24 protein-coding genes are annotated in these 25,576 nt (G+C 36.8%); 16 read left to right on the top strand and 8 right to left on the bottom strand.

The genetic code is table 11. From position 1 onward, the window contains the following. Window positions 1–57 precede the first annotated feature (57 nt). Window positions 58–1,524 carry an amidase gene (locus MWJ95_RS09040; RefSeq protein ID WP_249073685.1) on the top strand — a complete coding sequence of 489 codons (1,467 nt, stop codon included), beginning with the start codon at window positions 58–60 and terminating at the stop codon, window positions 1,522–1,524. A gap of 908 nt (window positions 1,525–2,432) precedes the next feature. After that, window positions 2,433–3,065 carry a LysE family transporter gene (locus tag MWJ95_RS09035; protein WP_249073686.1) on the top strand — a complete coding sequence of 211 codons (633 nt, stop codon included), beginning with the start codon at window positions 2,433–2,435 and terminating at the stop codon, window positions 3,063–3,065. An 11-nt stretch (window positions 3,066–3,076) separates the two neighbouring features. Here the strand turns inward: MWJ95_RS09035 and MWJ95_RS09030 are convergent, their stop codons facing one another. Then, the gene (locus tag MWJ95_RS09030) at window positions 3,077–4,039 is read right to left on the bottom strand and encodes a DMT family transporter (RefSeq protein ID WP_249073687.1); all 963 of its coding nucleotides are present in this window, start codon (window positions 4,037–4,039) and stop codon (window positions 3,077–3,079) included. A gap of 110 nt (window positions 4,040–4,149) precedes the next feature. Here MWJ95_RS09030 and MWJ95_RS09025 point away from each other — a divergent pair, with 110 nt between their 5' ends. The 4 genes from MWJ95_RS09025 (at window position 4,150) to MWJ95_RS09010 (ending at window position 7,359) form a co-directional block, all read left to right on the top strand. Beyond that, on the top strand, window positions 4,150–5,037 hold the full coding sequence (locus MWJ95_RS09025; RefSeq protein ID WP_249105101.1) for an AraC family transcriptional regulator: 888 nt from the start codon (window positions 4,150–4,152) through the stop codon (window positions 5,035–5,037). A 191-nt stretch (window positions 5,038–5,228) separates the two neighbouring features. After that, window positions 5,229–5,627, top strand: a complete 399-nt coding sequence (locus MWJ95_RS09020) for a hypothetical protein (protein WP_249073689.1) — start codon at window positions 5,229–5,231, stop codon at window positions 5,625–5,627. A 207-nt stretch (window positions 5,628–5,834) separates the two neighbouring features. After that, window positions 5,835–6,317 carry a MarR family winged helix-turn-helix transcriptional regulator gene (locus tag MWJ95_RS09015; RefSeq protein WP_249105099.1) on the top strand — a complete coding sequence of 161 codons (483 nt, stop codon included), beginning with the start codon at window positions 5,835–5,837 and terminating at the stop codon, window positions 6,315–6,317. A gap of 1 nt (window position 6,318) precedes the next feature. Next, window positions 6,319–7,359: a beta-carotene 15,15'-monooxygenase gene (locus tag MWJ95_RS09010; RefSeq protein WP_249105097.1), complete on the top strand. Its 1,041-nt coding sequence runs from the start codon at window positions 6,319–6,321 to the stop codon at window positions 7,357–7,359. Window positions 7,360–7,470: 111 nt separating this feature from the next. Here MWJ95_RS09010 and MWJ95_RS09005 read toward each other — a convergent pair whose 3' ends face one another. From MWJ95_RS09005 to MWJ95_RS08990, 4 genes are all read right to left on the bottom strand, one after another. Beyond that, a complete protein-coding gene (locus tag MWJ95_RS09005) occupies window positions 7,471–8,583 on the bottom strand; it encodes an ABC transporter permease (RefSeq protein WP_249105096.1) in 1,113 nt (370 codons plus the stop codon). Then, entirely contained in the window at window positions 8,576–9,274 is a 699-nt protein-coding gene (locus MWJ95_RS09000; RefSeq protein ID WP_249073693.1) for an ABC transporter ATP-binding protein, read from the bottom strand. Before MWJ95_RS09000 ends, MWJ95_RS09005 begins: the two co-directional genes overlap by 8 nt. A 130-nt stretch (window positions 9,275–9,404) precedes the next feature. Further along, a complete protein-coding gene (locus MWJ95_RS08995) occupies window positions 9,405–10,124 on the bottom strand; it encodes a GNAT family N-acetyltransferase (protein ID WP_249105094.1) in 720 nt (239 codons plus the stop codon). Window positions 10,125–10,263: 139 nt separating this feature from the next. Next, on the bottom strand, window positions 10,264–10,728 hold the full coding sequence (locus tag MWJ95_RS08990) for a hypothetical protein (protein WP_249073695.1): 465 nt from the start codon (window positions 10,726–10,728) through the stop codon (window positions 10,264–10,266). Between the two features lie 365 nt (window positions 10,729–11,093). Between MWJ95_RS08990 and bioD the strand changes: the two genes are divergently transcribed. The 5 genes from bioD to MWJ95_RS24445 all read left to right on the top strand — a co-directional run bounded on the left by bioD (window position 11,094) and on the right by MWJ95_RS24445 (window position 15,585). Beyond that, window positions 11,094–11,798, top strand: a complete 705-nt coding sequence (gene bioD, locus MWJ95_RS08985) for a dethiobiotin synthase (protein WP_249073696.1) — start codon at window positions 11,094–11,096, stop codon at window positions 11,796–11,798. Continuing rightward, a complete protein-coding gene (bioA, locus tag MWJ95_RS08980) occupies window positions 11,779–13,182 on the top strand; it encodes an adenosylmethionine--8-amino-7-oxononanoate transaminase (RefSeq protein ID WP_249073697.1) in 1,404 nt (467 codons plus the stop codon). Before bioD ends, bioA begins: the two co-directional genes overlap by 20 nt. Further along, complete coding sequence (locus MWJ95_RS08975) at window positions 13,182–13,739, top strand: biotin transporter BioY (protein ID WP_249105559.1); 558 nt, start codon at window positions 13,182–13,184, stop codon at window positions 13,737–13,739. Before bioA ends, MWJ95_RS08975 begins: the two co-directional genes overlap by 1 nt. Next, entirely contained in the window at window positions 13,740–14,732 is a 993-nt protein-coding gene (gene bioB, locus MWJ95_RS08970; RefSeq protein WP_249073698.1) for a biotin synthase BioB, read from the top strand. Between the two features lie 727 nt (window positions 14,733–15,459). Next, entirely contained in the window at window positions 15,460–15,585 is a 126-nt protein-coding gene (locus tag MWJ95_RS24445; RefSeq protein ID WP_269079327.1) for a hypothetical protein, read from the top strand. Window positions 15,586–15,896: 311 nt separating this feature from the next. Here MWJ95_RS24445 and MWJ95_RS08965 read toward each other — a convergent pair whose 3' ends face one another. Further along, a complete protein-coding gene (locus MWJ95_RS08965) occupies window positions 15,897–17,060 on the bottom strand; it encodes an aminotransferase-like domain-containing protein (protein ID WP_249105091.1) in 1,164 nt (387 codons plus the stop codon). 133 nt (window positions 17,061–17,193) lie between these two features. On the opposite strand from MWJ95_RS08965, the gene MWJ95_RS08960 reads away from it, so the two are divergent. After that, entirely contained in the window at window positions 17,194–18,591 is a 1,398-nt protein-coding gene (locus MWJ95_RS08960) for an aminotransferase-like domain-containing protein (protein ID WP_249073700.1), read from the top strand. 144 nt (window positions 18,592–18,735) lie between these two features. Beyond that, entirely contained in the window at window positions 18,736–19,971 is a 1,236-nt protein-coding gene (locus MWJ95_RS08955; protein WP_249105090.1) for a DNA polymerase IV, read from the top strand. Between the two features lie 154 nt (window positions 19,972–20,125). On the opposite strand, the gene MWJ95_RS08950 is transcribed toward MWJ95_RS08955, so the two are convergent. Both MWJ95_RS08950 and MWJ95_RS08945 read right to left on the bottom strand, forming a co-directional pair. Then, on the bottom strand, window positions 20,126–20,860 hold the full coding sequence (locus tag MWJ95_RS08950) for a hypothetical protein (RefSeq protein ID WP_249073702.1): 735 nt from the start codon (window positions 20,858–20,860) through the stop codon (window positions 20,126–20,128). A gap of 358 nt (window positions 20,861–21,218) precedes the next feature. Further along, a complete protein-coding gene (locus MWJ95_RS08945) occupies window positions 21,219–23,318 on the bottom strand; it encodes a hypothetical protein (RefSeq protein WP_249073703.1) in 2,100 nt (699 codons plus the stop codon). Between the two features lie 497 nt (window positions 23,319–23,815). Here MWJ95_RS08945 and MWJ95_RS08940 point away from each other — a divergent pair, with 497 nt between their 5' ends. The 3 genes from MWJ95_RS08940 (at window position 23,816) to MWJ95_RS08930 (ending at window position 25,431) form a co-directional block, all read left to right on the top strand. After that, window positions 23,816–24,115, top strand: coding sequence for an alpha/beta fold hydrolase (locus MWJ95_RS08940; RefSeq protein WP_249105088.1), 300 nt, complete (start codon window positions 23,816–23,818; stop codon window positions 24,113–24,115). Between the two features lie 181 nt (window positions 24,116–24,296). Continuing rightward, entirely contained in the window at window positions 24,297–24,776 is a 480-nt protein-coding gene (locus MWJ95_RS08935) for an alpha/beta fold hydrolase (RefSeq protein WP_249105086.1), read from the top strand. 277 nt (window positions 24,777–25,053) lie between these two features. Next, window positions 25,054–25,431, top strand: a complete 378-nt coding sequence (locus MWJ95_RS08930; protein ID WP_249105084.1) for a VOC family protein — start codon at window positions 25,054–25,056, stop codon at window positions 25,429–25,431. The last annotated feature ends 145 nt before the right edge of the window (window positions 25,432–25,576 follow it).

Genomic DNA, 25,576 nt, shown 5'->3' with positions numbered 1-25,576 from the left:
TTTTTTCGTCTCAACTTAAGATGAACTTGTAAGTCAAAACTATTATGAGGTGATCAGATGAATTTACAAGAATATGCATCCTATGATGGTCTTGGATTAGCGGAGTTAGTGAAAACAAAGCAAGTGACACCAGAAGAACTTACAAAATTAGCGCTACAAGGTATTGAAAAGGTTAATCCTTCGATTAATGCAGTTGTCAGCGTGTTAGAGGAACAGGCTGAAAAAGCGATTTCAACTTTACATGATGATCAACCATTTGCAGGTGTACCATTTCTAATTAAAGAAGTTGTCCTCCATGCGGAAGGTGTGCCGCATAGTATGGGAAGTCGTGTAGCAGAAAAAGCTGTATTGTCTGTCGATAGTGAATTAATGAAACGTTTTAAAAACGCGGGTTTTGTATTAAGCGGTACAACCACAACACCAGAGTTCGGCTATAATGCCGCAACGGAAGCTGTCATTTATGGGCCAACTCGTAATCCATGGAATCTAGAGCATAGCCCTGGTGGTTCAAGTGGCGGTGCAGGCGCTTCTGTCGCAAGTGGCATTGTCCCAATCGCTCATGGCAATGATGGTGGCGGATCCATTCGTATTCCTGCATCATGCAGTGGAGTCGTTGGCTTGAAGCCTTCACGTGGTCGAGTGCCAATGGGGCCTTATAATAGTGAGGCATTAAATGGGTTAGCCATTGAATTTGCGCTAACAAAAACCATTCGTGATACCGCAACACTACTGGACCAAGTAGCTGGGCCAGACTTAGGGTGCTACTCGATTATTCAAAGTCCAGAAATTCCTTACAGTAAAGCCATTCAGCAAAAGGTACGCCCACTTAAAATCGCCTGGACAACAGAAACAAATTCTGGTGCATTTGTTGATCCGGAATGTATTGAGGCCGTGCATAAGGCCGTAAATTTATTAGAAGCATTAGGGCATGAATTAGTCGAAGCTCGACCAGTTTACGATCAAGCACCATTTTTACGGGCAACGGTAAATATATGGACAGCGAATATTTATAAAATGATTGAGGGAGCAGCGGAAATAACAGGTAAAACACCTTCGCGCGATAATATTGAAGCGGCCATTTGGCAATGCTATGAATACGGCAAAGATTTAAAAGCTAGCACACTTTTAGAAGCCATTAATACGAATGCACTTGTATCACGTCAAGTAGCGACATTCTTTACAGATTATGATGTGCTTTTAAGCCCAACAATCGGCACATTACCAGCGAAAATTGGTGAGTTAAATGCGGATAATCCAAACATTTCAGCAATTGAATGGTCGGAGCAAATTTTCACATACGCACCGTTTACAAATTTGTTTAATGCAACAGGGCAACCATCATTATCATTACCGCTTGCAATGAGTACGTCAGGCTTACCAATAGGGCTGCAATTTACAGGACGTTTCGCAGATGAGTTAACCCTTCTTCAGCTTGGAAAACAATTAGAAGAATCTGCACCGTGGAAAGATCGAAAACCACCCGTACACGTGGGTGCAGAAGTTAAGGAAATTGCGACATCATAAAAAAAGTAGGTGCAAGATTTTTTCTTGTACCTACTTTACGTACATCTTAAAAAACTAATATTATTTGATACGATTCTCCATACAATGTTTATATGCGATAATAGTTAATAAATTTTAATTTTCAAAAATCAAACGTTACAATTAATCTACTAAAGTTGAAGGGATGATGAATGGACGATGAGCAAATAATTCTATTTTAAATGTAAAGTGTATATGCATTTTTTAAATAAAAATAGGATTAGCCTGTTCATTTATTATACTTTTATGATGCTTACCTCATTGTAGACTTATTTTTGTACACAATAAATTTATTAACTAATCCTTCTGAAGCTATTTTTAGAGGGATTTTTTATTTGTTTTTGCATATACATTCAAATTCAAAGGAATGGAATGATACGATCCACAGTAAAACGCAAATTTTCGAAGATATAATTCAAATTTTGAAAATCTCAATTCGAAAATTTTAGAGGATCCTGTACCAGAAAGACAAAATTGGAATGTAGGATTAAGACAAGTAAAACGTGTATTAGTAAAACGAAATGATGATACAGGCGTAAAGCCACACATCTATATACCTTGGACACCGCAACATTTACTTGAAGATATTGATCTAAATCATGTTTTACGTTTATGTCGTCAAAATTAAGAAAGTACACTAAAAGGGGATTGCGATATGTGTTACACCATAAAAAGTTTACCTAACTGATTTAAAAGAAGTTGCCCAATCTTAAAAACTCGAATGGCAATAGGAATAGGTTTTCCAATAACATCATACAAATAATTTAATAAAGTAATAGCAAGGAAATGAATAAATATTAGTATAATGTTCTATTTATGTATTTTTATGCTATAATAAAACTATAAACGGACGTATGAAACATATCTTATTGCATGAAAGAAGTGTTTATTTGAGTTTATATGTAGCGTATGTATTAGTAGGACTTGCGATTGCCATGCCTGTTGGAGCCATTACAGTAGAAATGACCAAACAGGGACTAAAAAATGGCTTTATGCATGGCTGGGCTGTCGGGCTTGGTGGGATGACGATTGATGTTGTATTGGTTTTTGCATTGTATATGGGACTAGCGTCCATTTTAGCAATGCCGATCATTCAAATTCCTATGTGGATTATTGGGGCAGGATTTTTATTTCTACTAGGGCTCGATTCAATCAAAAATGCTGATCATGATATTACGCTTGCCGGAGAGAAAGTGACGAAATCATTTTTTGCTTCTTATCGTAATGGTTTACTAGTTGCCATTTCGCCTGGAAATCTAGTATTTTGGGTAAATGTTTTCGGTGTTGTACTAGCTAAATCTTATGGGCAAGGTGAGTCAGCAAACTTTTTAGTAATTGCTGCAGGTGTACTGAGTGGCATATTGTTACATGATATAAGTTTGATGGCCATTGTTTCGGTTAGCCGTAGAGCGATGAGTCGTAAGGTCATTAAGTCACTTACAATGGTTGCGGGCTTATTACTAATTGGCTTTGCAGGCTATTTTATCTATGAATTTATACAAGCTATTAAGATCTATATATGAAAAGTGCGATCCTAAAAGATCGCACTTTTTCTTGTTCGTTTATAGGAATTTGACTCTCGAGCGTGCTTTTTCTGAAAAACTGTGAGATATAAAATCATACAGAGAATAAGCATTGTCCCAATAAACTGAAAGCCACCAAATGCAATTTTAAGCCAGAAAACACTTGTAATAACAGCTGTAAGGGGCTCCAGACTACCAAGTAAACTTGTTTCTTTCGGCGATAAATAATGTAAACTTGCGATATAAAACCAAAATGCTAGCATTGTCCCAAAAACAACGATAAACAGAAAGTATAAGATTGTTGAAAATGCCCAATTGGACATGTCAATTTGCCATGGCTGATGGAAAAGGCTCATCACAATACCACCAATAAGCATTGACCATCCTACAACGAGCAATGAGTGAAACTGCTGTAAGAGTGGAACAGCATATAACGTATAAAAAGCAGCAGAAAGACCGGATAAAATTCCCCAAAACACGGCCATCGCTGGGACAGAAAGTGTAGACAGCGAGCCATTTGTTAGTAGTAAAAAAGTGCCGGCAAGTGTCAAAGTCACAGCGATGCCATCCTGCCTTGTCAATTGACTATGCTTCGTTATTAAATAATAGGCCATAATAAAGAGTGGTGCTAAGTATTGCAATAAAGTCGCTACAGCAGAGTTTCCTATAGCAATCGACATCATATATGTATATTGAACAGCCAGCATGCCAAGTAAACTAAATAAAATTTGTCTAAAAGCATTGTGCTTTGTTCGCCACATCACAAAAATAGATTCTTTACGATGTGTAATTTTGTAGATTGTTATGAGCATTAGACCGGCTAACAGAAGACGACTGGAAACGAGCCAGCCAACCTCAATATTTTCCTGCTGAAATAGCTTTTGTGCGACGGTACCGCCAACACCCCAAAAACTTGCCCCTAGAATGACAAGAATAAAACCAAGCGTGCGATTTTTCTGTGTAGATTGATTCATCGTAAAACATCTCCTAAACTATCAATATAAAGCAATTATAAGGAATGTTATGCTTAATAAATATCGATTTATAACATTAAAAATATCAATATATTGAGGTGTACGAAGTAATGGCGTTAACACATATTAAAATTGCGAAGGATTTACAAGAATTAACGTTACATGGGACGAAGGAATTTCCAGTGGCTCTGTATGAGACGGTTTTGCAACTAGATAGTTTAGATTTCGTACCGTTACATTGGCATAAAGAAATTCAATTTGTCTATGTGAAAAGCGGTCTTGTGGAATACCGAGTAGGAGCGGATGTATTTGTACTTGAGGAGGGGGAGGGGGTTTTTGTCAATGCATCAGGTCTACATGAAGCCAAGCCTTTTCAAGTAGAGCAGGCAACAACTTTCTGTATTAACGTGGATCCGTTACTATTAGGCGGGCACAAGGACAGTATTTTTGCCACTAAATATGTACTCCCATATATAACGAGCAATAGACTACCTTATGTAAAGCTCTCAGGCCAATTGGCGCAAAAAGTAGAAATCGTAGCGAAATTACTGCAAGAGCAAGCCATTTTTTATGAGCTAAAGATATGGAGAGAGTTATTAGTCATTTGGGAAACGATTTTGTCTCAATCGATGCTAACAGAAGAAATCCTAGACCCAGCCATTATTGTGCAGCATGAGCGTGCAAAGGATATGATTGATTATTTACATGCCCATTATCAGGAGAAGGTAACTTTAGAAAATCTAGCTGCCCATGTTTTTTTAAGCCGTGCAGAATGTAGTCGCTTTTTCAAAAAAATGGTCGGCATCACACCATTCACATATTTACTACATTATCGTCTTCGCAAAAGTATGGAGCTTTTACGTGATAGCGATCAGTCTATCACTACAATTGCGACAACAACAGGCTTTAGTACAGTAAGTTACTATATTGAAAAATTTAAGAAATATACAGGCTATTCCCCACATGCCTATCGTAAATATTTTTTTGAAAAAGAATAGTATAGCAATGGAAAATAGACTGAAGCAAATACCCATGTACCCATGTTTACAATGAATCGCTTCATCTTAAGCAAAGGCTTGTTTTTGGTCTAAATAATAGTTTCTCATCTTTGTTATGATCATTTCTGTAATGTAACTATTTGTATTTTAATCCTTCTAATAGGAAGTAGAATAGATTTGGAGGTGGTTCAATGAAAAAATCGATGTTCCTGATGTTATTTGTCATTCTATTTTTACTTTCTGCTTGTTCTAATGAAAAAACGCAAACATTAGAAGATTTTTATAAGGATGCAAAAATTGAAAAAGTGCACAAAGTGATTATTCAAGATGGTTCAACCGGTTATTCTAAAACGATAACGAAGCATGAACAAATTAGTGAATTTCTAGATCTGATTAAAAATATAAAATTTACTCCACAAGATAATCAAGAAAAAAGTGTAGGTTGGCGATATAGTATTGCTCTTTTTGATGGCGAAAAAGAATTTAAATTCACGCTACATCAAATTGGCAATACCTATTACGATTCAAACCCAGATATTCATCCAATTGTAGAGAACTATTACAAGCAGTTAGATATTGTAGAAGAGTAATGGCTAAAGAGACCTCTCATTATGGAGGTCTTTTAATTTTGCATTTGCCTTGATTTCGTTAAGATATGTGAAAAATTCTTGAAAATTATAGAAATAGAAACGTCATTTTATTACTGAAACTATTGACAGTATTTACTATTTAAAATAAAGTGAAGTTAATAGTAAAGATACCTTTATTATTAACTTACTTAAAGGATTGAATGCACTATGACAAACAATGAAGAACTGATTTATAAGCATGTGGAGGAAATAAATGAAGCTATTTATTCGATGGATAGCCATTTCATAAAGTTACATCAACATTTAATCAGTGATGAATTATCTCCTAAACAAATAATTCTTTTAGATTTTATTAAAAAAAATAGCCAAGTGACAATTGGGCAAATCGCAAGTTATATGAATATAACTTCTAGTGCTGTCGGACAGTTAGTTAGCAAACTTGAAGAGCAACAATATGTATGTCGCAGCATTAACCCTGAAAATCGACGTGAAATATTTGTAAGTCTCGATACTTCAGGCATTAAGTATTTTGATCGAGAGGAAGAAATCAAACGTTTTATTATCTCAAGATATTATTCGAAGCTTGAGTTAAGTGAAGTCGTGCAATTAAAAGAGATTGTTCAAAAGTTAAACCAAATTGTATTAAAGGAAGGAATTATTCATGAAATAAATGAAAAGGGAGAGAGTTAACATGATGGCATTGAAGAAAAAGCAAAATATATGGCTAGCATTTTTGTTAGTCGTACTTGCCAGCAATTACACACTGTATAATACTGGACTTGGTTCATCGGTTTTACCCTCTGAAACAAATGGCGTTGTGATTGGCTCATTAATTGATTTTGTTGTGATTATGCCTGTTTTATTTCTGCTGTATAAAGGGCAGTTTTCTATAAAACAAGCGATTATTTTAGCAGCGGCTGGTTGTATTGCAGCCCGTTTTATTATTCCAATAGAACATTTGCAACCATTTGTTGCGGTGACTTGGGCTGGTTTTGCAATTGAAGGTACGCTTATTCTTTTAGAAATTTTGCTCGTTGCTACGCTTGTGCGTTACATGCCGAAAATTCTGGCGGATGTGCGATCAACTACTTTACCAGATCTCTTCTCATTTCCAAAAGCAGTTGAAAAACATGCACCGAAGCATCCTATTATTCAAATGCTTTGCGCAGATTTTTTAGTATTTTATTACGCTTTTGCAAGCTGGAAGAGAAAAGAGCACCCTGGTTTAACTTTGCATAAAAATTCGAGCTATATTGCCTTTATCATTATGCTAATCCATGGGATAGCTATTGAAACGATAGGGATTCATTGGTGGCTACATGAGAAATCAATGGTTCTTTCTATTCTATTGCTTATTTTAAATGTATACTCTGTGCTATTTTTTTTAGCGGATATGCAGGCCGTTCGCTTAAATCCTGTCTATGTCACATCTGATAAATTGTATTTGTCTTTAGGATTAACGAAACGAGCGGAAATTCGCTTTGACCAAATTGAAGAGCTTATTGAGGATAAGGAACAGTTGGAAAGAAAATTATCCAAGGATACAATTGATTTTATTGCCCGTGATTTTGAAGCGGTATACCCACAATTTATTTTAAAAATGAAGGAGCCTGTGGAAGTAACTTTCATGCTTGGGCTTAAAAAACGTTATAACAATGTAGCTATTAAAGCCGATCAAGCTCAGGAATTTAGAAAAATGCTTCTTCAAGGAATGGAAGATACTAAATACTAATAAACAACAGGTGCTAGCAAACTAAGCTGGCACCTGTTTTGGTTTGGACGATCGATAAATAGGGGAGGCTATTTGTGTAAACACATAGCATTTATTTAAAAGTTGCCATGTTTATAAGATAAAAATAATAATTAAAATAATAAGGACACACAACAATGGGAGATCTACAAATCCCTTTAGCAATCGATTGCTAGCTACCTGAATTTGTTCTTGGGATACTTGAAAGATTGTCCATATTTTATGCTCGAAGATTTGTTGGATGACCGATTGCATCATTGAGCGTAAAGTAAAATAAAGAATGCCAAGTATGATTATTTTTGCCCATACTGGCACAATAATGATGAGTCCAATACCACTCAATAAAAAACGAAGATATCCAAAGCGATACTGTTTTTGGCGAAGCATCGTTTTACATACTAATTCCTCTATAAAATAATCGGAACGTTGAAACATGCGCTTTGAATTTTTCCATAGTAGGCGAGGCTTTTTTAATTTCGGTACTAACTGACTTCGAAGTTCAGGGGCAATCCGGAATAAAATACTTTGCCATCTATAAAAAGCTGCTTGATCGAGCTCTACTTGCTGATCAAAATATTTAGTGCTATTGATAAAATGTCTATTATAATAGCTTGTGCAATATACAAGAAGAATTAGATAAATAAGTGAAGTAATAATAATAGGTACATATAAAAAGCAAACTGTACCGATTATCGATAATAAAATGTTACTTAGTAGTTGCTGCCATTTACGAAGCTTTAATTGTAAAAGTACCTTCGTAAAATTAGACGTAAATAGTTGTAGTAGTAAAACGAGTAACTCTAGTATGGTTACATGATGAACGATTATAAAAATGGGCGCTAATAAAGCAAGGGCAGAACTAAGTATAATTAGGTGCTTACTTAGCGTCCAATAAAGGCCAGCGCGTTTTAACTGTATCATTCGTTTTCGGTGTTGGATTAAAAAAAGACGATCGGCTTGCTGCAAATAAGTACGAAGAGTTTCGATACTTGTGATAATAAATAACAGTACAATGAAAATCACTAGCGGAATATGTACAATCCAAGACGTACTAATAGTTAAGATAAAGTCTTTATAAAGAAAAAAACCAATGACTAGTGATGGTACAACAATATATAAGGCAACTGTCCAATCGATAATGTTTGCCAGTAGCTTGAAATTGTTGGAGCGCTCTAATTTTCGTCGTTGCTGCGCTAAATTAGTCATGGTGATTTTCCTCAAGCAGTATGTCGAAAATATCCAGAAGCGATGCTTGGTCCTGTTTCACCGCTAAGCGTAACGATGCGAGTGTACCTTGCTGTAAAATTCGCCCATGATCAATTAATATGAAACGATCACAGATTTTTTCTGCCGTATCGAGTGCATGTGTACTCATTAAAATGGCAGCACCTTGCGCTTTTAATTCTTCTAAAATTGTTAAGAGTTTACGCATTGCCTGTGGGTCTAGTCCCATAAATGGTTCATCTAAAATATAGGTAGAATGCTCGTCAAGAAATGCTAAAATAAGCATCACTTTTTGTTGCATACCTTTGGAAAACGTTGTTGGAAAATCGTGTAGCTTATGATCCAATTGGAAAATCTTTAGTAATTCATTCGCGCGATTTGTTAAAGAATTTTCTTTATCAGCTACACGTAAATAAAAATCGATATGCTCCCACAATGTGAAATACTCATACAAAATGGGTCTTTCCGGTACGTAGCCATAATTTCCTAGTGTCACTTGACCATCCACTATTGGGAGTACTCCCATCATTGCTTGTAAGGTTGTACTTTTACCTGCCCCATTAGAACCAATTAACCCAACAAGCTCACCACTGTTTACTTGAAATTGAATGTCTGTAATAATGGCTTCGTTCTCTACATAGCCACCTTTATGTATGTTAATATCTATTGCCATTCACTTCCTCTCTTTGTTTTATTTACGAACAAAGGAGGAAAATGTTTCAAGTTTTGAGTGATTTCTTGTTCGGAATTACAACAAATGCAATTACTTAAACTTGGACCAACGAAAAGAGCTTTGCATCGTCCTAAATCGAATATTGTAAAGAAATTACCGTGTTATTATTTTGAATACATCCATTTGAAACCATTATATTTCTCATTGGCATATTGTCAATTTGAGTCATTCCTAAATAAGACATTGCTTTAAAATCATTTTTCAATCTGTATAATCCTATTGAATGTAAGTTCTTTCCCAATCCTGTCCCCAGAAATTTAGGATGAATGCCTATCCAAAAAATGCGTCCTTCATTCGCTGTATTTGGTTCTATATGAGGAAAAACTACACCAACAGGTTCATTGTTAACTATATACACTGTAAACATTTCCTTTACTTGTGACGGGAGTTCGGTGTTCATTCCAGTTAAAAAGGTTTCTGCATCACTAAAACTTGTACCCATCACTTCAGATAAAAAAAGGATAGAGTTATCATCTGAAAATGACCATACTTCATAATCTTGTGTCGAAACATTTAATGGTGACATGAAAGATCTCTTATATATAACTCTTTCACCAATGATATCCATTTTAGCCCTCGTACAATTTAAGTGATCTAAAAGAATTTTAGGACACTCGAATCTAACTTTTTCCAGTCTACTACTTTGTAATTCACCTAAAAGTTCGTGTATAAGCCTGTCTATTTCAGAAGCAAGATGAAGTCTATTTTCTGAAATTTCTAACATAAGGACATTTTCACTTTTTAGGTAATGTACGCCAACTCTTTGTAGATGTTGAAGAAGTTTATCCATGAAATTCCACCTCTTTTTAAAATACCTCACATTCATTTTCCTACCGGCACGTACCCCGCGAGCCGAAAAGCTTAAGACCATTAGGCAAGGAAATTTCCACAATAATTTTTACCGAAAGCCCCTTGCCCAAACGCACCTCTTAATCTAGGTGAGCGATTGCATTTAATAGATCTTCACACACTGCATCCCAAAATTGTTGATGTACAGCATCACAATACACATATAGCTCTTTACTTTGGACATGTTCATATAGCTCAGAAATCTCTTCTTTATGAAAAAAGAGTCGATGATTTAATGCTTCTCGTTCTTCTTCAATGCAAAATGTTTTATACAGATCTGCAAGCCGTTCAAGCTTTGCTAACTTTTGTTTCGTTCCCTCATATTGTGATTGGTGAAAACGTCCTACTGCTGTAGTCATCAAGCTCTTTGCACGATGTTCCATATTTAATGCTCGCAATTCTTCCTGACGAATAGCTACACGATACCAAAATTCATAGCGAATTGGTAAATCTTTTAGTTCGTATGTAAGCGCAGATTTTAAAATAAAGCCAACATGCTCATAAGTATCTATAATCTTTTCTGACTCTTTAAAAATACCAAACATACAGCCACCCCCGTTTAGATTAATACTACGACCGAAGAGTATAATCCTTTTATTTTTCTAAAATATTGAAATTTAGGTAGATTTGATCGTGAGTTAAAATAAAAAATCTTGTTACATTTACTTATGCAACAAGACTTTTAAAGTTGATAAATTAATTGGATTTTATATTTTGATGTTGCCTCAAGGTAAGAATCTAGTGTTTTTTGTTGAAGTAAAAGGTTGCTGAGTTATCACAAAATTCTCTATCTTCCGTACGGAAAAGAGCTATTTTTGAATAAATATGGAAATATTATTTACAAAATAAATTTATATGTGTTAACTTAAAAAGTGTTAATGGTTAACTTAAAGAGAGGGGGAGGTTAACGATGCAACATTTTTGGGTTGTAGGAACAGATACCGATGTAGGTAAAACGGTTGTCACTACATTGCTGATGCGTCAATTACAAGAGCATGGTCTACAAGTGACACCTTATAAGCCCGTGCAAACAGGAGAAGTTTGTGAGAATGGGCAATGCTATTACTACGATACAGCCATGTATGAAAAGTATTCAATTCAAAGTCTAAAGCAAGCAGATTTAAATGGCTATTCGTTTAAAGAAGCCGCATCACCACATTTTGCTGCACAGCTGGAGGGACAGCAAATTAATGTGGAGCATTTATTACAGCAAATTCAGCTGTTACAGCAAGCCTACGATGTCGTAATTTGTGAGGGAGCAGGGGGGCTTTTTGTCCCGCTAGATACATATGGAGAAAAAATGCTTCTTGATGTAATCGTTCAAAGTAAGCTTCCGGTCGTTCTTGTCACACGAACAACACTAGGAACGATAAACCATACATTGCTTACACTTGAGGCATTACATGCTCGTAATGTTGAGGTTCTCGGCCTTGTATTTAATGGAGATACAGGTAGTCAGATGGAACAGGATAATGTGAAGATGATTTTACAACAACATGAATTGCCATATGTGACAATCCCGAAGCTTGGCGATATTTCAGAGGTTGTTGACTTTTCTATTTCACACTCATCTTTGTTTGAAAGGTTGGTCAAATATGAAACAATCATTAACTGATTTACAGACGAGAGATTTACAGCATGTTTGGCATCCATGCTCACAAATGAAAGACTATGAGCAATATCCGCCTATTGTTATTAAAAAAGGACAAGGTGTATGGCTATACGATGAACATAATAATCGCTATTTAGATGCCGTATCTTCCTGGTGGGTAAATTTATTTGGACATGCGAATCCACGTATAAGTCAAGCATTAAGCGATCAAGCGTTTACATTGGAGCATACGATCTTTGCGAATTTTTCACATGAACCTGCCATTAAGGTAGCAGAAAAATTAGTTGCCTTAACGCCAGAAGGGTTAAATAAAGTATTTTTTGCAGACAACGGCTCGTCGGCAATAGAAGTAGCACTCAAAATGAGTTTTCAATATCATATGCAAACGGGAAAAACGACGAAAAAGCGTTTTTTAGCTTTAACAGATGCTTATCATGGTGAAACACTTGGAGCCTTATCTGTTGGTGGAGTAGGGCTATATAACGAAGTGTACCAGCCGCTGTTATTGGATACCGTGCGTGCCCAAGGACCAGATTGCTTCAGATGTCGATTTGGAGAGAATCCTGGAAGCTGTAAAGCGCAATGTATACAATTTGTGGAAGATGAGCTTAGTCAGCATCATGAAGAAATTACAGCTATTATTATTGAGCCACTCATTCAAGCGGCTGCAGGGATGAAAATGTACCCTCCAATATACCTGAAGCGGTTACGAGAACTTTGTACAAAATACGATGTTCACTTTATCGCAGATGAAATTGCAGTAGGGTTTGGTCGTACAGGTACATTATTTGCCTGTGAGCAAGCGGGTATTGCGCCAGATTTTATGTGCTTATCAAAAGGTTTAACGGGTGGTTATTTGCCACTATCTGCGGTGTTAACGACGGATGATGTATACAATGCATTCTATGATGATTACGGTACAATGAAAGCTTTTTTACACTCTCATAGCTATTCTGGTAATACACTTGCTTGTCGAGTAGCCCTAGAAGTGTTGACGATGTTTGAAGAGGAGCATGTGATCGACATGATTAAAAACAAGGGTGAACGTATGCGTAAGCTTGCTCAGCTGGCGTTTGAAGAGTTGCCATTTGTTGGTGAATATAGACAGGTGGGACTAGTTGGCGCTATTGAATTAGTCGCCAATCGTGAAACTAAGGAGCCACTTCCTAGTGAGGAACGCATCGGCTATCAAATATCTAAACGCGCCTTAGCAAAAGGTCTACTAATTCGTCCTCTTGGCAATATATTATATTTCATGCCACCATACATTATATCTGATGATGAAATGGATTTTATGATTGAGACAACAAAAGAGACGATTATGCAATTTTTTGAGGAGCGGGAGGGAGTAAGTTGTTCAAAGGACAATCAACACTGTCACTTGTGATGATTGCAATGTTTGCCGCATTAACCGCAATCGGCGCATTTATTAAAATACCGCTACCAGTCGTGCCCTTTACATTACAAATTATTTTTGTTTTTTTAGCAGGAAGCTTGCTCGGTAGTCGAAATGGATTACAAAGTCAGCTCGTTTACATAGGGGTTGGTTTAGTTGGTTTGCCAGTTTTTACACAGGGTGGGGGAATCACTTATGTATTACAACCAACATTTGGCTTCCTGATTGGCTTTGCACTGGCCGCCCTCGTAATTGGTTTGATGATTGAAAGAGTAGATAAACCAACGAAAAAACATTTTATCGGTGCAAATATTGTTGGGCTAATGATTATTTATGGGGTGGCAGTTCCGTACTTATATGTGTCTTTGAATTTCTGGTTACACGTGAAAACGAGCTGGTCACATATTTTCGTAGTTGGTTTTTTAAATAGTATTGTTGCCGATTTTTGCTTAGCGATAGCTTCTGCATTTTTGGCGGAGCGACTTTACAAAGTATTTAATTCCGCAAAATCTTTAAAAATTGTAAAAGTAGAGAGGGAGAATGTTTAAATGAATTGGTTACAGCTAGCAGATGAAGTTATTGATGGGAAGATCATTAGCAATGAAGAGGCTCTTGCCATTTTAAATAGTGATGATGATGAACTATTGAAGGTAATGGATGGTGCCTTTGCAATTCGTAAGCACTACTATGGGAAAAAAGTAAAATTAAATATGATTATGAATGCAAAGAGCGGATATTGTCCAGAGGATTGTGGCTATTGCTCACAGTCATCTAAATCAACAGCACCGATTGAAAAATATCCATTCATTACGAAAGAAGAAATTTTAGCAGGGGCAAAACGAGCTTTTGACAATAAAATTGGCACTTACTGTATCGTAGCAAGTGGTCGTGGGCCAACTCGCAAGGATGTCAATGTCGTAAGTGAAGCTGTTACAGAAATTAAAGAGAAGTATGGCTTAAAAGTATGTGCTTGTCTTGGCTTATTAAAAGAAGAACAAGCACAGCAATTAAAAGAAGCGGGGGTGGATCGTTACAACCATAACCTAAATACATCTGAACGCCATCACTCTTATATTACTACGTCCCATACGTATGAAGACCGTGTAAATACGGTTGAAATTGCAAAGAAGCATGGCATCTCACCTTGCTCAGGTGCCATTATTGGCATGAAAGAAACAAAAGAGGATGTTGTCGATATTGCGCGTGCTCTACATCAATTAGACGCAGATTCTATCCCTGTCAACTTCTTAAATGCGATTGACGGTACGAAATTGGAAGGGACGAAAGAATTAAATCCTCGCTATTGTTTAAAGGTTTTAGCGTTGTTCCGTTACATTAATCCAACAAAAGAAATTCGTATTTCTGGTGGCCGTGAAGTCAATCTTGGGTCACTTCAGCCACTAGGCTTATATGCAGCAAACAGTATCTTTGTTGGGGATTATTTAACAACTGAAGGACAAGAAGCAAACAGTGATTATCGTATGCTTGAGGATTTAGGCTTTGAAATTGAATTATCGGAAAAGCAAGCAGCAATTTGCTAAATAAAAACTTATCCCGCATTAACGGGCAGTAATGAACTGCCCGTTAATACCGATTGATGAATAATCAGTGGGGGATAAAGAAAACCCACTGATTAAAGTTTCACTTTATGAAATAAAATCTACTACTATTACTTAATTATCATCGAATTGGAAAGTCGTATGTGCGTCGTGGAAAAGGCGTACATACGGCTTTTTCTGTTGGACGGATCCCATCGTAGAAACGCTCAGGTAAGGTAAAGTGCTCAGGTCCGTCGTGAAAACGCTCGGCAAGAAAAGTGCTCAGGTTAGACGTGGAAACGCTCAGGTAGGTAAGAAAAGTGCTCGGGTTCAACGTGGAAACGCTCAGGTAGGTAAGAAAAGTGCTCGGGTTCAACGTGGAAACGCTCAGGTAGGCAAGAAAAGTGCTCAGGTCCAACGTGGAAACGCTCGGGTACCAATTTAAAGCTGCTTTGATCCATCGAAAACCGACATATAAGAGATAAAAAGTTACGGATGCCAAAACGAAAAGAACCGTTTTTATGCCTTGAAAAATCCGATTTTCACAAATTGTTCAATGAAAGCGTTTTGAAATTGAACAGTTTGTGAAGGGCTTCACATAATACTTTATTTTTAAAAAAATTGGCGTAAAATAAGAATCAAGTAAGGCATTGTTATAAAACAGTTTGTAAAAAGTATCCCGGTTTGAAGTGGTTGTTATATTTCAAAAACAAATTGGAAGGGAGAATTTATGATGTGGGTTATTACAGTTTTTGATAAAAAGGACGTTCGAATTTTTGAGTATACAAACAAAGATGAGGCAACACAGGCTTTAGCAAAATTTAAGAAAAATGCAGTTTTAACGTATACAAAATAGTTTCAGTTATGAAAGAAGCAACCTTTTTCGATGCAATAGCGCACGAAAAAGGTTGCTTTTTTATTTGTCTCGCATTAACGGGCAGTAATTAATTTGCTGAAAACGAAGCGTTAGGTACAAACCTTAAACCCGAGGCATTAGCTGGAAGTTGAACTGCCCGTAAAAGCCCGATTGGTGAAGACTAATAATCAGTGGGGAAAGAAAACCCCCACTGATTAAAGTTTCACTTTAGCCCGCATTAACGGGCAGTAATCGTTGGTAAAGACAAAATCAGTGGAGGATAAAGAACCACCACTGATTACGTTTCACCCTTATAAAATGCTACCTAAGCGTTTAATACCTTCTCGGATAACTTCCGGTGTTGCATTTGTATAATTTAGGCGCATTGTATTGACATCAGTTTTAGAAGTGTAGAATGGATCGCCGGGTACGAAGGCGACTTTTTGCTCCATCGCTTTTTGGAAGACATCTACTGATGAAGCTCCATTGTTCATTGTAGCCCAAATGAACATACCACCCTCTGGACGTGTGTAGTCCACATGTGCTGGGAAAAACTCCTCCATCGCATTTAGCATAGCATCGGCTTGATTTTTATATAACGCTATAATTTTTTGAACATGCTCCATATAGTCATTGTTTGCTAGGTAATCATAAATGACATATTGTGCGAAAATATTTGTGTGTAGGTCAGTTGCTTGCTTCGCTGTTTCGATATGCTGCAATAATTCTTTATTTTTTGTAATGATAAAACCAAGACGCATTCCTGGTGTGACTGTTTTAGAGAAAGAACCTAGTAAAATACTATTTTCTAATTTACCAGCACCGATGTATGGTAATGGCTCACCTTGGAAGCGTAATTCTCCATACGGATCATCCTCGATTAACGCTACATCATATTTTGACATAATTTCGCAAATTTGCTGACGTTTTTCTTTGGAATACGTAAGACCTGTTGGGTTTTGGAAATTTGGTACCGTATAAACGAATTTTACATTTGGTTGTTGAAGTGCTTTCTCTAACTCTTCTAAGTTTAAACCATCATTTTCGAGAGTTACACCATGGAAGGTTGGCTCACTTAATGTGAAGGCTTGAATAGCACCTAAATAACCAGGTTCCTCGATAACGATTCCGTCACCTTTGTTAATAAGTACTTTCCCAAGTAGTTCAAGAGCCTGTTGTGATCCTGTTGTAATAAATACATCGTCAGCATGTATATCTAGTCCATGTACTCGTCGATATTTTGCCGCAATGTACTCACGTAAAGGCGCATAGCCTTGTGTAGAAGAGTATTGGAATAGGCGACTACCATTTTCCGTAATGGCATGGTTCGCAGATGCCTTTAATGCCTCAATTGGGAAAGAGATTGGATTTGGAAGACCTCCTGCAAAAGAAATGACATCCTCTGAATCAGTTACTTTCAAAATATTTCGGATGAATGAGGATGGGGTATTTAATATCTTTTCTGAAAATTGCATAATTTTTCATTCCCTTTTTCTGATTTTTTAAAAATTATATCATTGCCATCATATGCATACAATATTATCATTGTATGCAAGACAATTAAATATTGTATGCAAAAAATGAGAGAGAAGGAGCTTAGCTTAGAATATGCCAGTGAATTCGTTTGAAGAATATCCAATGAGTTGGAAGCCGAATATAAGCAAAGGTTCAGCTCCATTATATATAGCGATAGCTGAACAACTGGAACAAGATATCAAGGATGGAAAATTATCACCGGGCACGAAGCTACCTCCTCAGCGAGAGTTAGCTGATTTTTTAGATGTTAATTTAAGCACGATTACAAGAGCTTTTAAACTTTGTGGCCAAAAGGGGCTTATTTATGCTTCTATCGGTAATGGAACATTCGTTTCATCCGATGCGGCGACGAACAAAATTTTATTACCGACAAGTAATTCCTCTCAGATGATTGAAATGGGTTCTGTGCTGCCAGAAAATCATGCAAATGAGGATATTACACGTTATATGAAAAAAATGATGAATGACCCTAATTTCAGCAAATTATTTCAGTACGGACGACCTGAAGGAAATGTGTGGCAAACAGAGGCAGCAATAAAGCTTTTGGAAAAGGTCAACTTTCAAACAGATCAGCCTGTATTGCTCGGTGCAGGAGGACAAAATGCGATTGTTGGTACATTAGCTGCATTGTTTCAGCCAGGAGATCGAATTGGTACAGATCCCATTACCTATGCAGGGATAAAAACAGCAGCAAATATGCTTGGTATCCAACTAGTGGCAATCCAACAAAGAAACGGTGAAATGACAAGAGAGGGACTATTATATGCTTGTAAAAATGAGCATATAAAAGGTCTTTATGTTATTCCGGATTTTCATAATCCAACTACCCATACAATGTCGATGGAAACAAGAAAAATGATAGCGGAAATAGCGAGGCAGAGAGACTTAATCGTTATTGAGGATGCGATCTATAGTTTTCTTAAAGAGAAACCACTTGTACCAATAGCCTCCTTTGCACCAGAAAAGGTTATTTATATTGCTAGTGTATCAAAAACGATCTCACCTGGTTTACGACTATCCTATATTGTTACACCGCCAGCGCTACGAAAAAAAATAATGGAGACACTGTATAATATAAATATTTCAGTGTCCCTATTGATGGTGGAGCTTACCGCCAGGATGATTCATGATGGCGTTGCACAAACCATTTTAGAGAAGCATCGTTTGTATGCCAAGCAACAAAATGCCCTTGTCAATCAATATTTAGGGGAATATAACATATTAGGAGAAGAAGAATGTATTTTCAGATGGCTTATACTTCCTGAAAAATTCACCAGCGTTCAGTTTGAATTGCTAGCAGCAAAAGCTGGTGTGCAAGTATATGCAGCTGAACGTTTTGCCGTAGGAAATGCGAAGCTAGTTAATGCAGTTCGTTTGGCTATCACTGCCCCTGAAAATCAGCTTGAACAAGCACTCATTATTTTGAAGGATTTACTTGAAAGTGATGGTGATTATACATTTGTTGATTGATGTAAGGAAGGTTTATAATAAAGGTATATAAAAAATGGTGATACGATGGCGTAATACTATTCATGAATATTTATTATGCGCCGTTGTGCAGACGCGCATAGCCCCAGTCTGAAGGGGAAGCCAAAGTAAATGAGGTGACAAAATATGAATAAAGGAAGAATCATTTTACATATTGACCTTAATTGCTTTTATGCCTCTGTTGAACAAATTTACGATCCCTCATTAAAAGGGAAACCTGTAGCCATCGCAGGTAATCCTAAAGAGCGTAGAGGTATTATTATTACGTGTAGCTACGAAGCAAGAGCAAATGGTGTTTATACAACTATGAATGTTGGAGAGGCGCGCCGAAAGTGCCCAGAGCTAATTGTACTACCTCCAAATTTCGAACGATATAGAGCTGCGTCCAAGTCTTTTTTTAATTTGTTAAAAGAGTATAGCGACATTCTCCAACCAGTTTCCATCGATGAAGGATATTTGCAACTTTCTATAGTGGAAGGCCAGCATGTTTTGCAACATGTACAAAATATGCAAGATAGAATCTGGAACGAACTGCAACTCCCTTGCTCCATCGGCATTGCACCGAATAAATTTTTAGCAAAAATGGCAAGTGATATGAAAAAGCCAATGGGGATTACCATACTCCGTAAGCGTGATGTGCCCACAGTGTTATGGCCGATGGATGTCATTGAGATGCATGGGATTGGTAAAAGTACAGCGGAGAAATTAGGTAAATTAGATATTAAAACAATTGGAGAACTAGCTGTAGCAGATGAATATATATTAAAGCAAAACTTCGGCATTAATGGTCTAAGGATGAAACAAAAAGCAAATGGCGAAGATGACAGACCTGTTGATCCAGAAGCAATATACGATACGAAAAGTGTAGGGAATTCTACAACACTTTCTCATGATACGACAGATAGAGATGAATTATATAAAGTAATCGCAACACTTTCTGAAAAGGTAGCGGAAAGATTAAAGGCTAAGAAACTTGCCGGAGTCACTGTCAGTATCATGATTCGTTCAGCTGACTGGGAAACATGTACACGCAGTAAGTCCATCAATAACGCGATTCATACAAAAGAGGATATCGTTGAGCATGCCTGGTATTTATTTAATAAGCATTGGGATGAGGAGCCAGTACGATTACTGGGAGTTACCGTATCGAATGTCAGTGATATTAAAGAAACGACACAGCAGCTAACGTTATTTAACTTTGAAGAGCATGTAAAAGATGAACCAATCATTAAACTGGTTGATCAAATCGAGCAAAAGTTTGGAAAAGGAACGATTTTGCGGGGGTCAGATATTGCCAAACCAGTAGGGAAATATCAAGCAAATACGAGTTTTAGTAAGGACTTTTGGGACGAGCATAAGTAAAAAGGAACAAATGAAGGATTAGTTTCTTTGGAGTATAATTAAATGATATCAAAGCCATCAATGAATTGATGGCTTTGATATTTGCCGCTTCTGAATTGAAAACTTCTTTTCATTAAATATATCTTCATCTAACTAGTTTAACTTTCAACTAACTTCAAATTTTTAAATTATTTTTAGCCTCGTCTACAAATGACCAATAGAGCTCATAAAACTCTTTTGATTTTAGTTCTTCTGCCGGAGTCGTTCCGTAATGCCATTGTCCATTTGTGCTTCCTAGTATCGTAATCCCTCCAACTACGACATCGTAGTCATAACCACCTAAAGAATTGATGCTAGGACGTACCATGCCACCTGCAGCAAGACTATTATTTGTTTCCAATTGTATATTGTCGTGTTTTATTAAATAATCTACAAGCGTCATTTCACGGTTCTGCGTTGTTTCCTCTGACTCAAATTTTTTTATTGCTTGCATTGCTTGTTTGTGAAGCGTTTTTCGGTCAGGGGATACGGAAGAAATATATTGTGCGTGTAATTTATTCTTCTCGTAATGAAATCCTTCTATGGCGTCTCGATTTGTATTCTGCACTGATTTTTCAACTAATGCTTTAAGTTGGCTGATTAATACATCCTGCGGGGGAACTTTCATGCCTTTTGTCGGGATGATGTCCCAATTTGGTGTGTTTAAGGAGCGACTCGCAACAAGATTGACATTCGACTTCATTCCTACTTCATTTGGCGTATAGTTGTACAGTAGTTCGGAAGTCTGAACACTTTCCTTAGAATATACATATGCTTCTGCTAAATAACACTGAGCACTTTTTATAGAATCTTTTTTATTCGTTGAATATACAGGGGTAGATTGTATTTGCGATAAATTAGTGATCTTCATAACTTTATTACATCCCTTTCAAATTATAGGCATTTGAAGTGTTCTAGTTTTTTCAGTTTTGACACTATGAATATTTATCAAACAGCAATTTACACTTAATATATAATTGTACAATAAATTGAATAAGTGTAAAAAACCACTTACTAGTATTTATCGACGAGCCTTTATTTCTTTTGAACTTATTTTGATGTAGATTTGTAAAAAGGTTAATCGTTTATATTAAAGGGGCTTTAGTTCAAAAAGAACAGAACAACTTCCAATCAAACAGAAAACCGTCATTTCATTTCGAAATAACGGTTTTCTATTATTCTTATCTAAAATACCATTGAATAGTATTTAACGTATCAAGATAGAAATTTTATATATTTGTAAAGTGTTCATTTTCCTTTTGTTCGTAGGATTCGCGACGATCTTTGATTTTTTGTAATACACTATCTAGAACATTTCGCTCAGACAGCGTTTGATAAAGGACAGTTTGTACCTCTGCGGCTTCCTTGTTTTCTTCTTGGGTACTTAGAAATTCACTGTATGTTCCCATATATTCTTGATAATCAATATTAGAAAGTGTCTTAGCAGCAATTTGGTTGTGCTTAGTTAAAGCAGAAGTAAACTGTTTACGTGCCTCATCTGGTTGAGCAGGTATTAGTTTGATTTTACCTCTTGTATCTGAGTCTCCTGTGAAATCAAGGAATTGATAATCGAACGCCAATGGTTTAGCAAGAGCGATATGAGCGTGAAGGGCAACAGCATGGTCACTAAGTTTTTCGGTTACCTCACGAAGGATATCGTTGCCTTTGTCAAGAAAACGACTGCCATCCAATGCAAGAACACGGCCTACTTCTTCAGAGAAAAAGTCTTGAGCAAGGAATTCTTGATCGTATCCGGTAGGTGGTAAAACTCGAAGTCTTAAGTTATTTGATACGATGTTATGGCCGTTTATTTGCATAGCCACTTGAATGTTATAAAATCCTGGGTCATCAATTAACCAGCCATTTTTCCCAACGGAAACGAAAATGGTTTCATACAGTGATTCACCGGGCATCATTACTTTGTTCTCTATGTTCCATAAATATTGAACATGAGGTAGTAACCGACGCCCTTGTTTTCCTTCTTTTTTAACCATTACAGACATTCCGTATAAATCAGACAATAAATGTTTATTGATTGTCTGAGGTTGATTTGAAGTATTAGTTAGTTTGATTTCAATAACTGTTGGTTCTAACCATTGGAATATAGGAGTTTTACGGTTAACCCTCAGTTCAAGATTAAAAGACGGGTGAATAGACATGATTGGCTGCTCAAAACCATGATCAACAGCCCAGTCAGCATTACCCATTTGTACGAAGCGCTCAGGTGCGTGTCGCATAAACAAAAGCTCTTGATCACTAAAACGATACTCAAAGCTTTTAAAGAACTCCTTGCCACCAGATTTACTATCGAAATTGTAGGGATAATTCATAAAGCTTAGCGCTTTAGGTTCTGGGGTAAGAGGGCGCTCCAACGGTTCCCAAGGATGACCTAGATGTTTTTGCCAAGAGTGCAGGAGATTGAAAGCATGTCCCATCTCATGGCAAGCACACCAAAAACGATATCGCTGTACAAAAGCTTCAGGAGCGGGGTCACCTTTAGGTGGATCAGCAATAAATGAATTATTAAAAATAGCAGTCCCTTGGCGATGGTTCGGACCTATGCTATCAAACATAATACCGCCCAGACCATGTCCTTCTTCAGCTTCCGAATTTGCAAAGAATGTCCACATGGACCATTGGGGCTTATTATCAAAATGTGACCAATATACTTGCATGGCATCATGCATCTCTTGAGTGTTCCACTTTTTATCAGTCCCTGCATAGTCTTTGGAAACAATATTATTACCCTCTGATATTTTTACATCAAACCCAGTGCGTTTAAAAACTTCTGAAATGGATAAAGTTTCATCCGGCAAAGAGGTTGGCATGTCTGGGTGAGCGTGAGTTTGATAGGTAGTAACTGGTGTTGTACCTTCTTCAGCATCGAATTCAAATTCCACAGGGTGGAAGTAAGGAGTTTGAAACTGGAAAGTGCTAGTTCTGTCTATCTCCCCTCCAATTAAAAATGCGACTTCTGCTGTATGCTGTTCAGGCAATGAACCGCGTGTTACCTGTATTTTTACATTTGTATAAGGAAATGATTGTAGTTCGTCTAGGTATTTATTTCGAATATTGCCTGTCCAAGTATCCGGACCATTAGCTGTCAACTTAGCAATCCAATGAATAGTAGAAGACTGGTTTGAAATAATCGTTCCGCTTGCTACCAGTTGTGGGTAGTATCCATCTACATCAAGGCGAAGTTCCTCACGAATTTGCTGTTCACTCCATGCATATAAGCCACTGATTGGTGCGAGGGGAAATTCTACTAAACTAGAAGGGTTAATGGCTTTTACTAATTCTTTAGCTTCGTTCGTTTTGTTTTGATCCATCTGTATTACCTCCATGTTTATTATTTTTTGTCTTTCTTCCTCAATCCCAAGAGCCACAATGCTTCAAAAAATTCTAAATGTGTTTCAAGTATTATATATGCTGCAGTAACTATAAATATGACACATAAACACTAAAAATTGGTAAAATAAATACAGTGTGTAAAAATGTAGGTCTTAACCATAACGAGTGGTTGATTTCCGTTCCGACTGGGCGCTTTGTAGCTGACGCTTCGCTTTCGCACAGAGCAGAGCTTCCTGGGGCGTCGGGGCAACAGGATGTTGGTCACGAAGGCGTTATCACAGGACGTGATGCTTTTAGCCTTCGTTCCTCTATATCGCTGATCCCCGAGGAGTCGCCCAGTCTCCACTCCAATCAACTTATAAACATGGTAACACTTTAACAAAATTATCCGCTGCATTTGGGGATGATTCGAAATATGTAAGAATAATCTGTTTATTTCCCGGGGAATACAAGAACAAAGAAAGAAGGTGTAGTAATGCAATATAAAGAGTACGGTAATCTACATAAGCCGCTCATAGTGTTGATTCATGGGGGTGGTGTTGGAGGGTGGATGTGGGATAAACAAGTCCAATACTTTTCCGATTATCATTGCGTTGTACCAGAATTATTAGATAATGAGGCTAATAATAGCTCTGATTTTTCAATTGAAGGTAGTGCAAAAAAGCTTCTATCTTTAATAGAAGAAAAAGCAAAAACTAAACGTGTCATAGTAGTCGGATTTTCACTAGGAGCACAAATTGTTATTCAAATGGTTAGTTTAACTTCTTTCAGCTAAAGTATATCCCACTTCTATATGTGGTGAGATGAATGCAGATTAAGTTGCTTTTTCAGTGGGTATCCAAACAACCGCTGAAAGAAGTTAAAGCCTCCGGCGGATGTCACTGAATCGGGAAGGAGTTCTTTGTGCAAGCACAAAACCGATTCCGGACGCAATTATGCCGAGGCATAATTGATAAATGCAATTAATAGATGTTGCCATCACCAACAGTGCTTTAGTGACACCTTCCCCTGCTGCAGAAAAATGGATTAAACCATTGATAAAATTAACTTTTCCCTTAATAAAAAATAAATCATTCGCCAAGCTTCAAGCTAAAACGTTATATGTAGGTCAAGAATATTTTGAGCAATATTATGAAGATAGTTCAAAGATGAAAGTAGATACCCTGATAAAAATATTGCAAGAAAATATGTCTTTTGCCATCCCGCGTGATTTTTCGAAAGCTCAATGTAACATTTTAGTAACTGTCGGTGAAAAAGAGAAGGTCAACATGAAAAAATCTGCGCTCCATCTTGTGAATAGCAACCTCAATTGTCAAGGTGTTATGCTATCTAATATCGGCCACGGTGTTTCATTAGCGAATCCTGAGTTCTTTAACCGTTTTGTAGAAGAGTGGCTAATAGATGGTAAGTTACCAGAAGGAAAGATTATTAAATAGTACATAGTGCGAAAAGGAATCTATTTTTACTTTTTGCTTATTCTTTATAAAAGGTAGGGAAGATGCTTGTAAAACGTATGCCATAAATTGATTAGGGTGGAGATAAGATTTCCCCTTGAGGATCTGCGAATATCGGATGTCCCCAGGATTTACATTTGACGCTAATAACGGGGGAGGATAGTTGAAGAAGAAGGAGAATGTTCAGATAAACTAGAATAGATAAGATTGTGTCTCTTACTATTTGGCATAAAATCGAGTGTTCGATGGAGGAATAATAATGGAAACAAATGTAATTCAAAAAATTGGACAAATTGGGGTACCGGTAAAAAATGTAGAAAATGCAATTGAATTTTATAAAGAAGTATTAGGGTTATCCCTTCTTTTTAGTACAGAAAGTATGGCATTTTTTGAGTGCAATGGGCAACGACTTCTTCTTTCACTTCCTGAAAAAAATGAATTTGCCAATTCAAGTTCAGTGATCTATTTTCAGGTCGAAGATATAAAAAAAACCTTCGAAGAATTGCTTGAAAAGGGAGTGTCCTTTATCGACCAACCACATGTTGTTGCGAAAATGGGAAATACAGAAACGTGGATGGCTTTCTTTAAAGATACTGAAGGAAATACACATGCTTTAATGTGCGAAGTACAAATTTAATTCGTAATAACTTCTTTATTAAAGGCTGTTTTCGTAAAGATTGTTGCAATCGGGCCATTTTCTTGTGTAACACATTTGAAGAAAATCTTTATGGAGCGAAGAAATTGTGAAGATTTTCATTTGAAATAAAGCAGCAAATTAGTTA

It is taken from the genome of Lysinibacillus sp. Bpr_S20 (assembly GCF_023337835.1).
In the GTDB taxonomy this organism is placed as follows: Bacteria; Bacillota; Bacilli; order Bacillales_A; family Planococcaceae; genus Lysinibacillus.
This window is presented reverse-complemented; position numbering and strand designations above follow the sequence as displayed.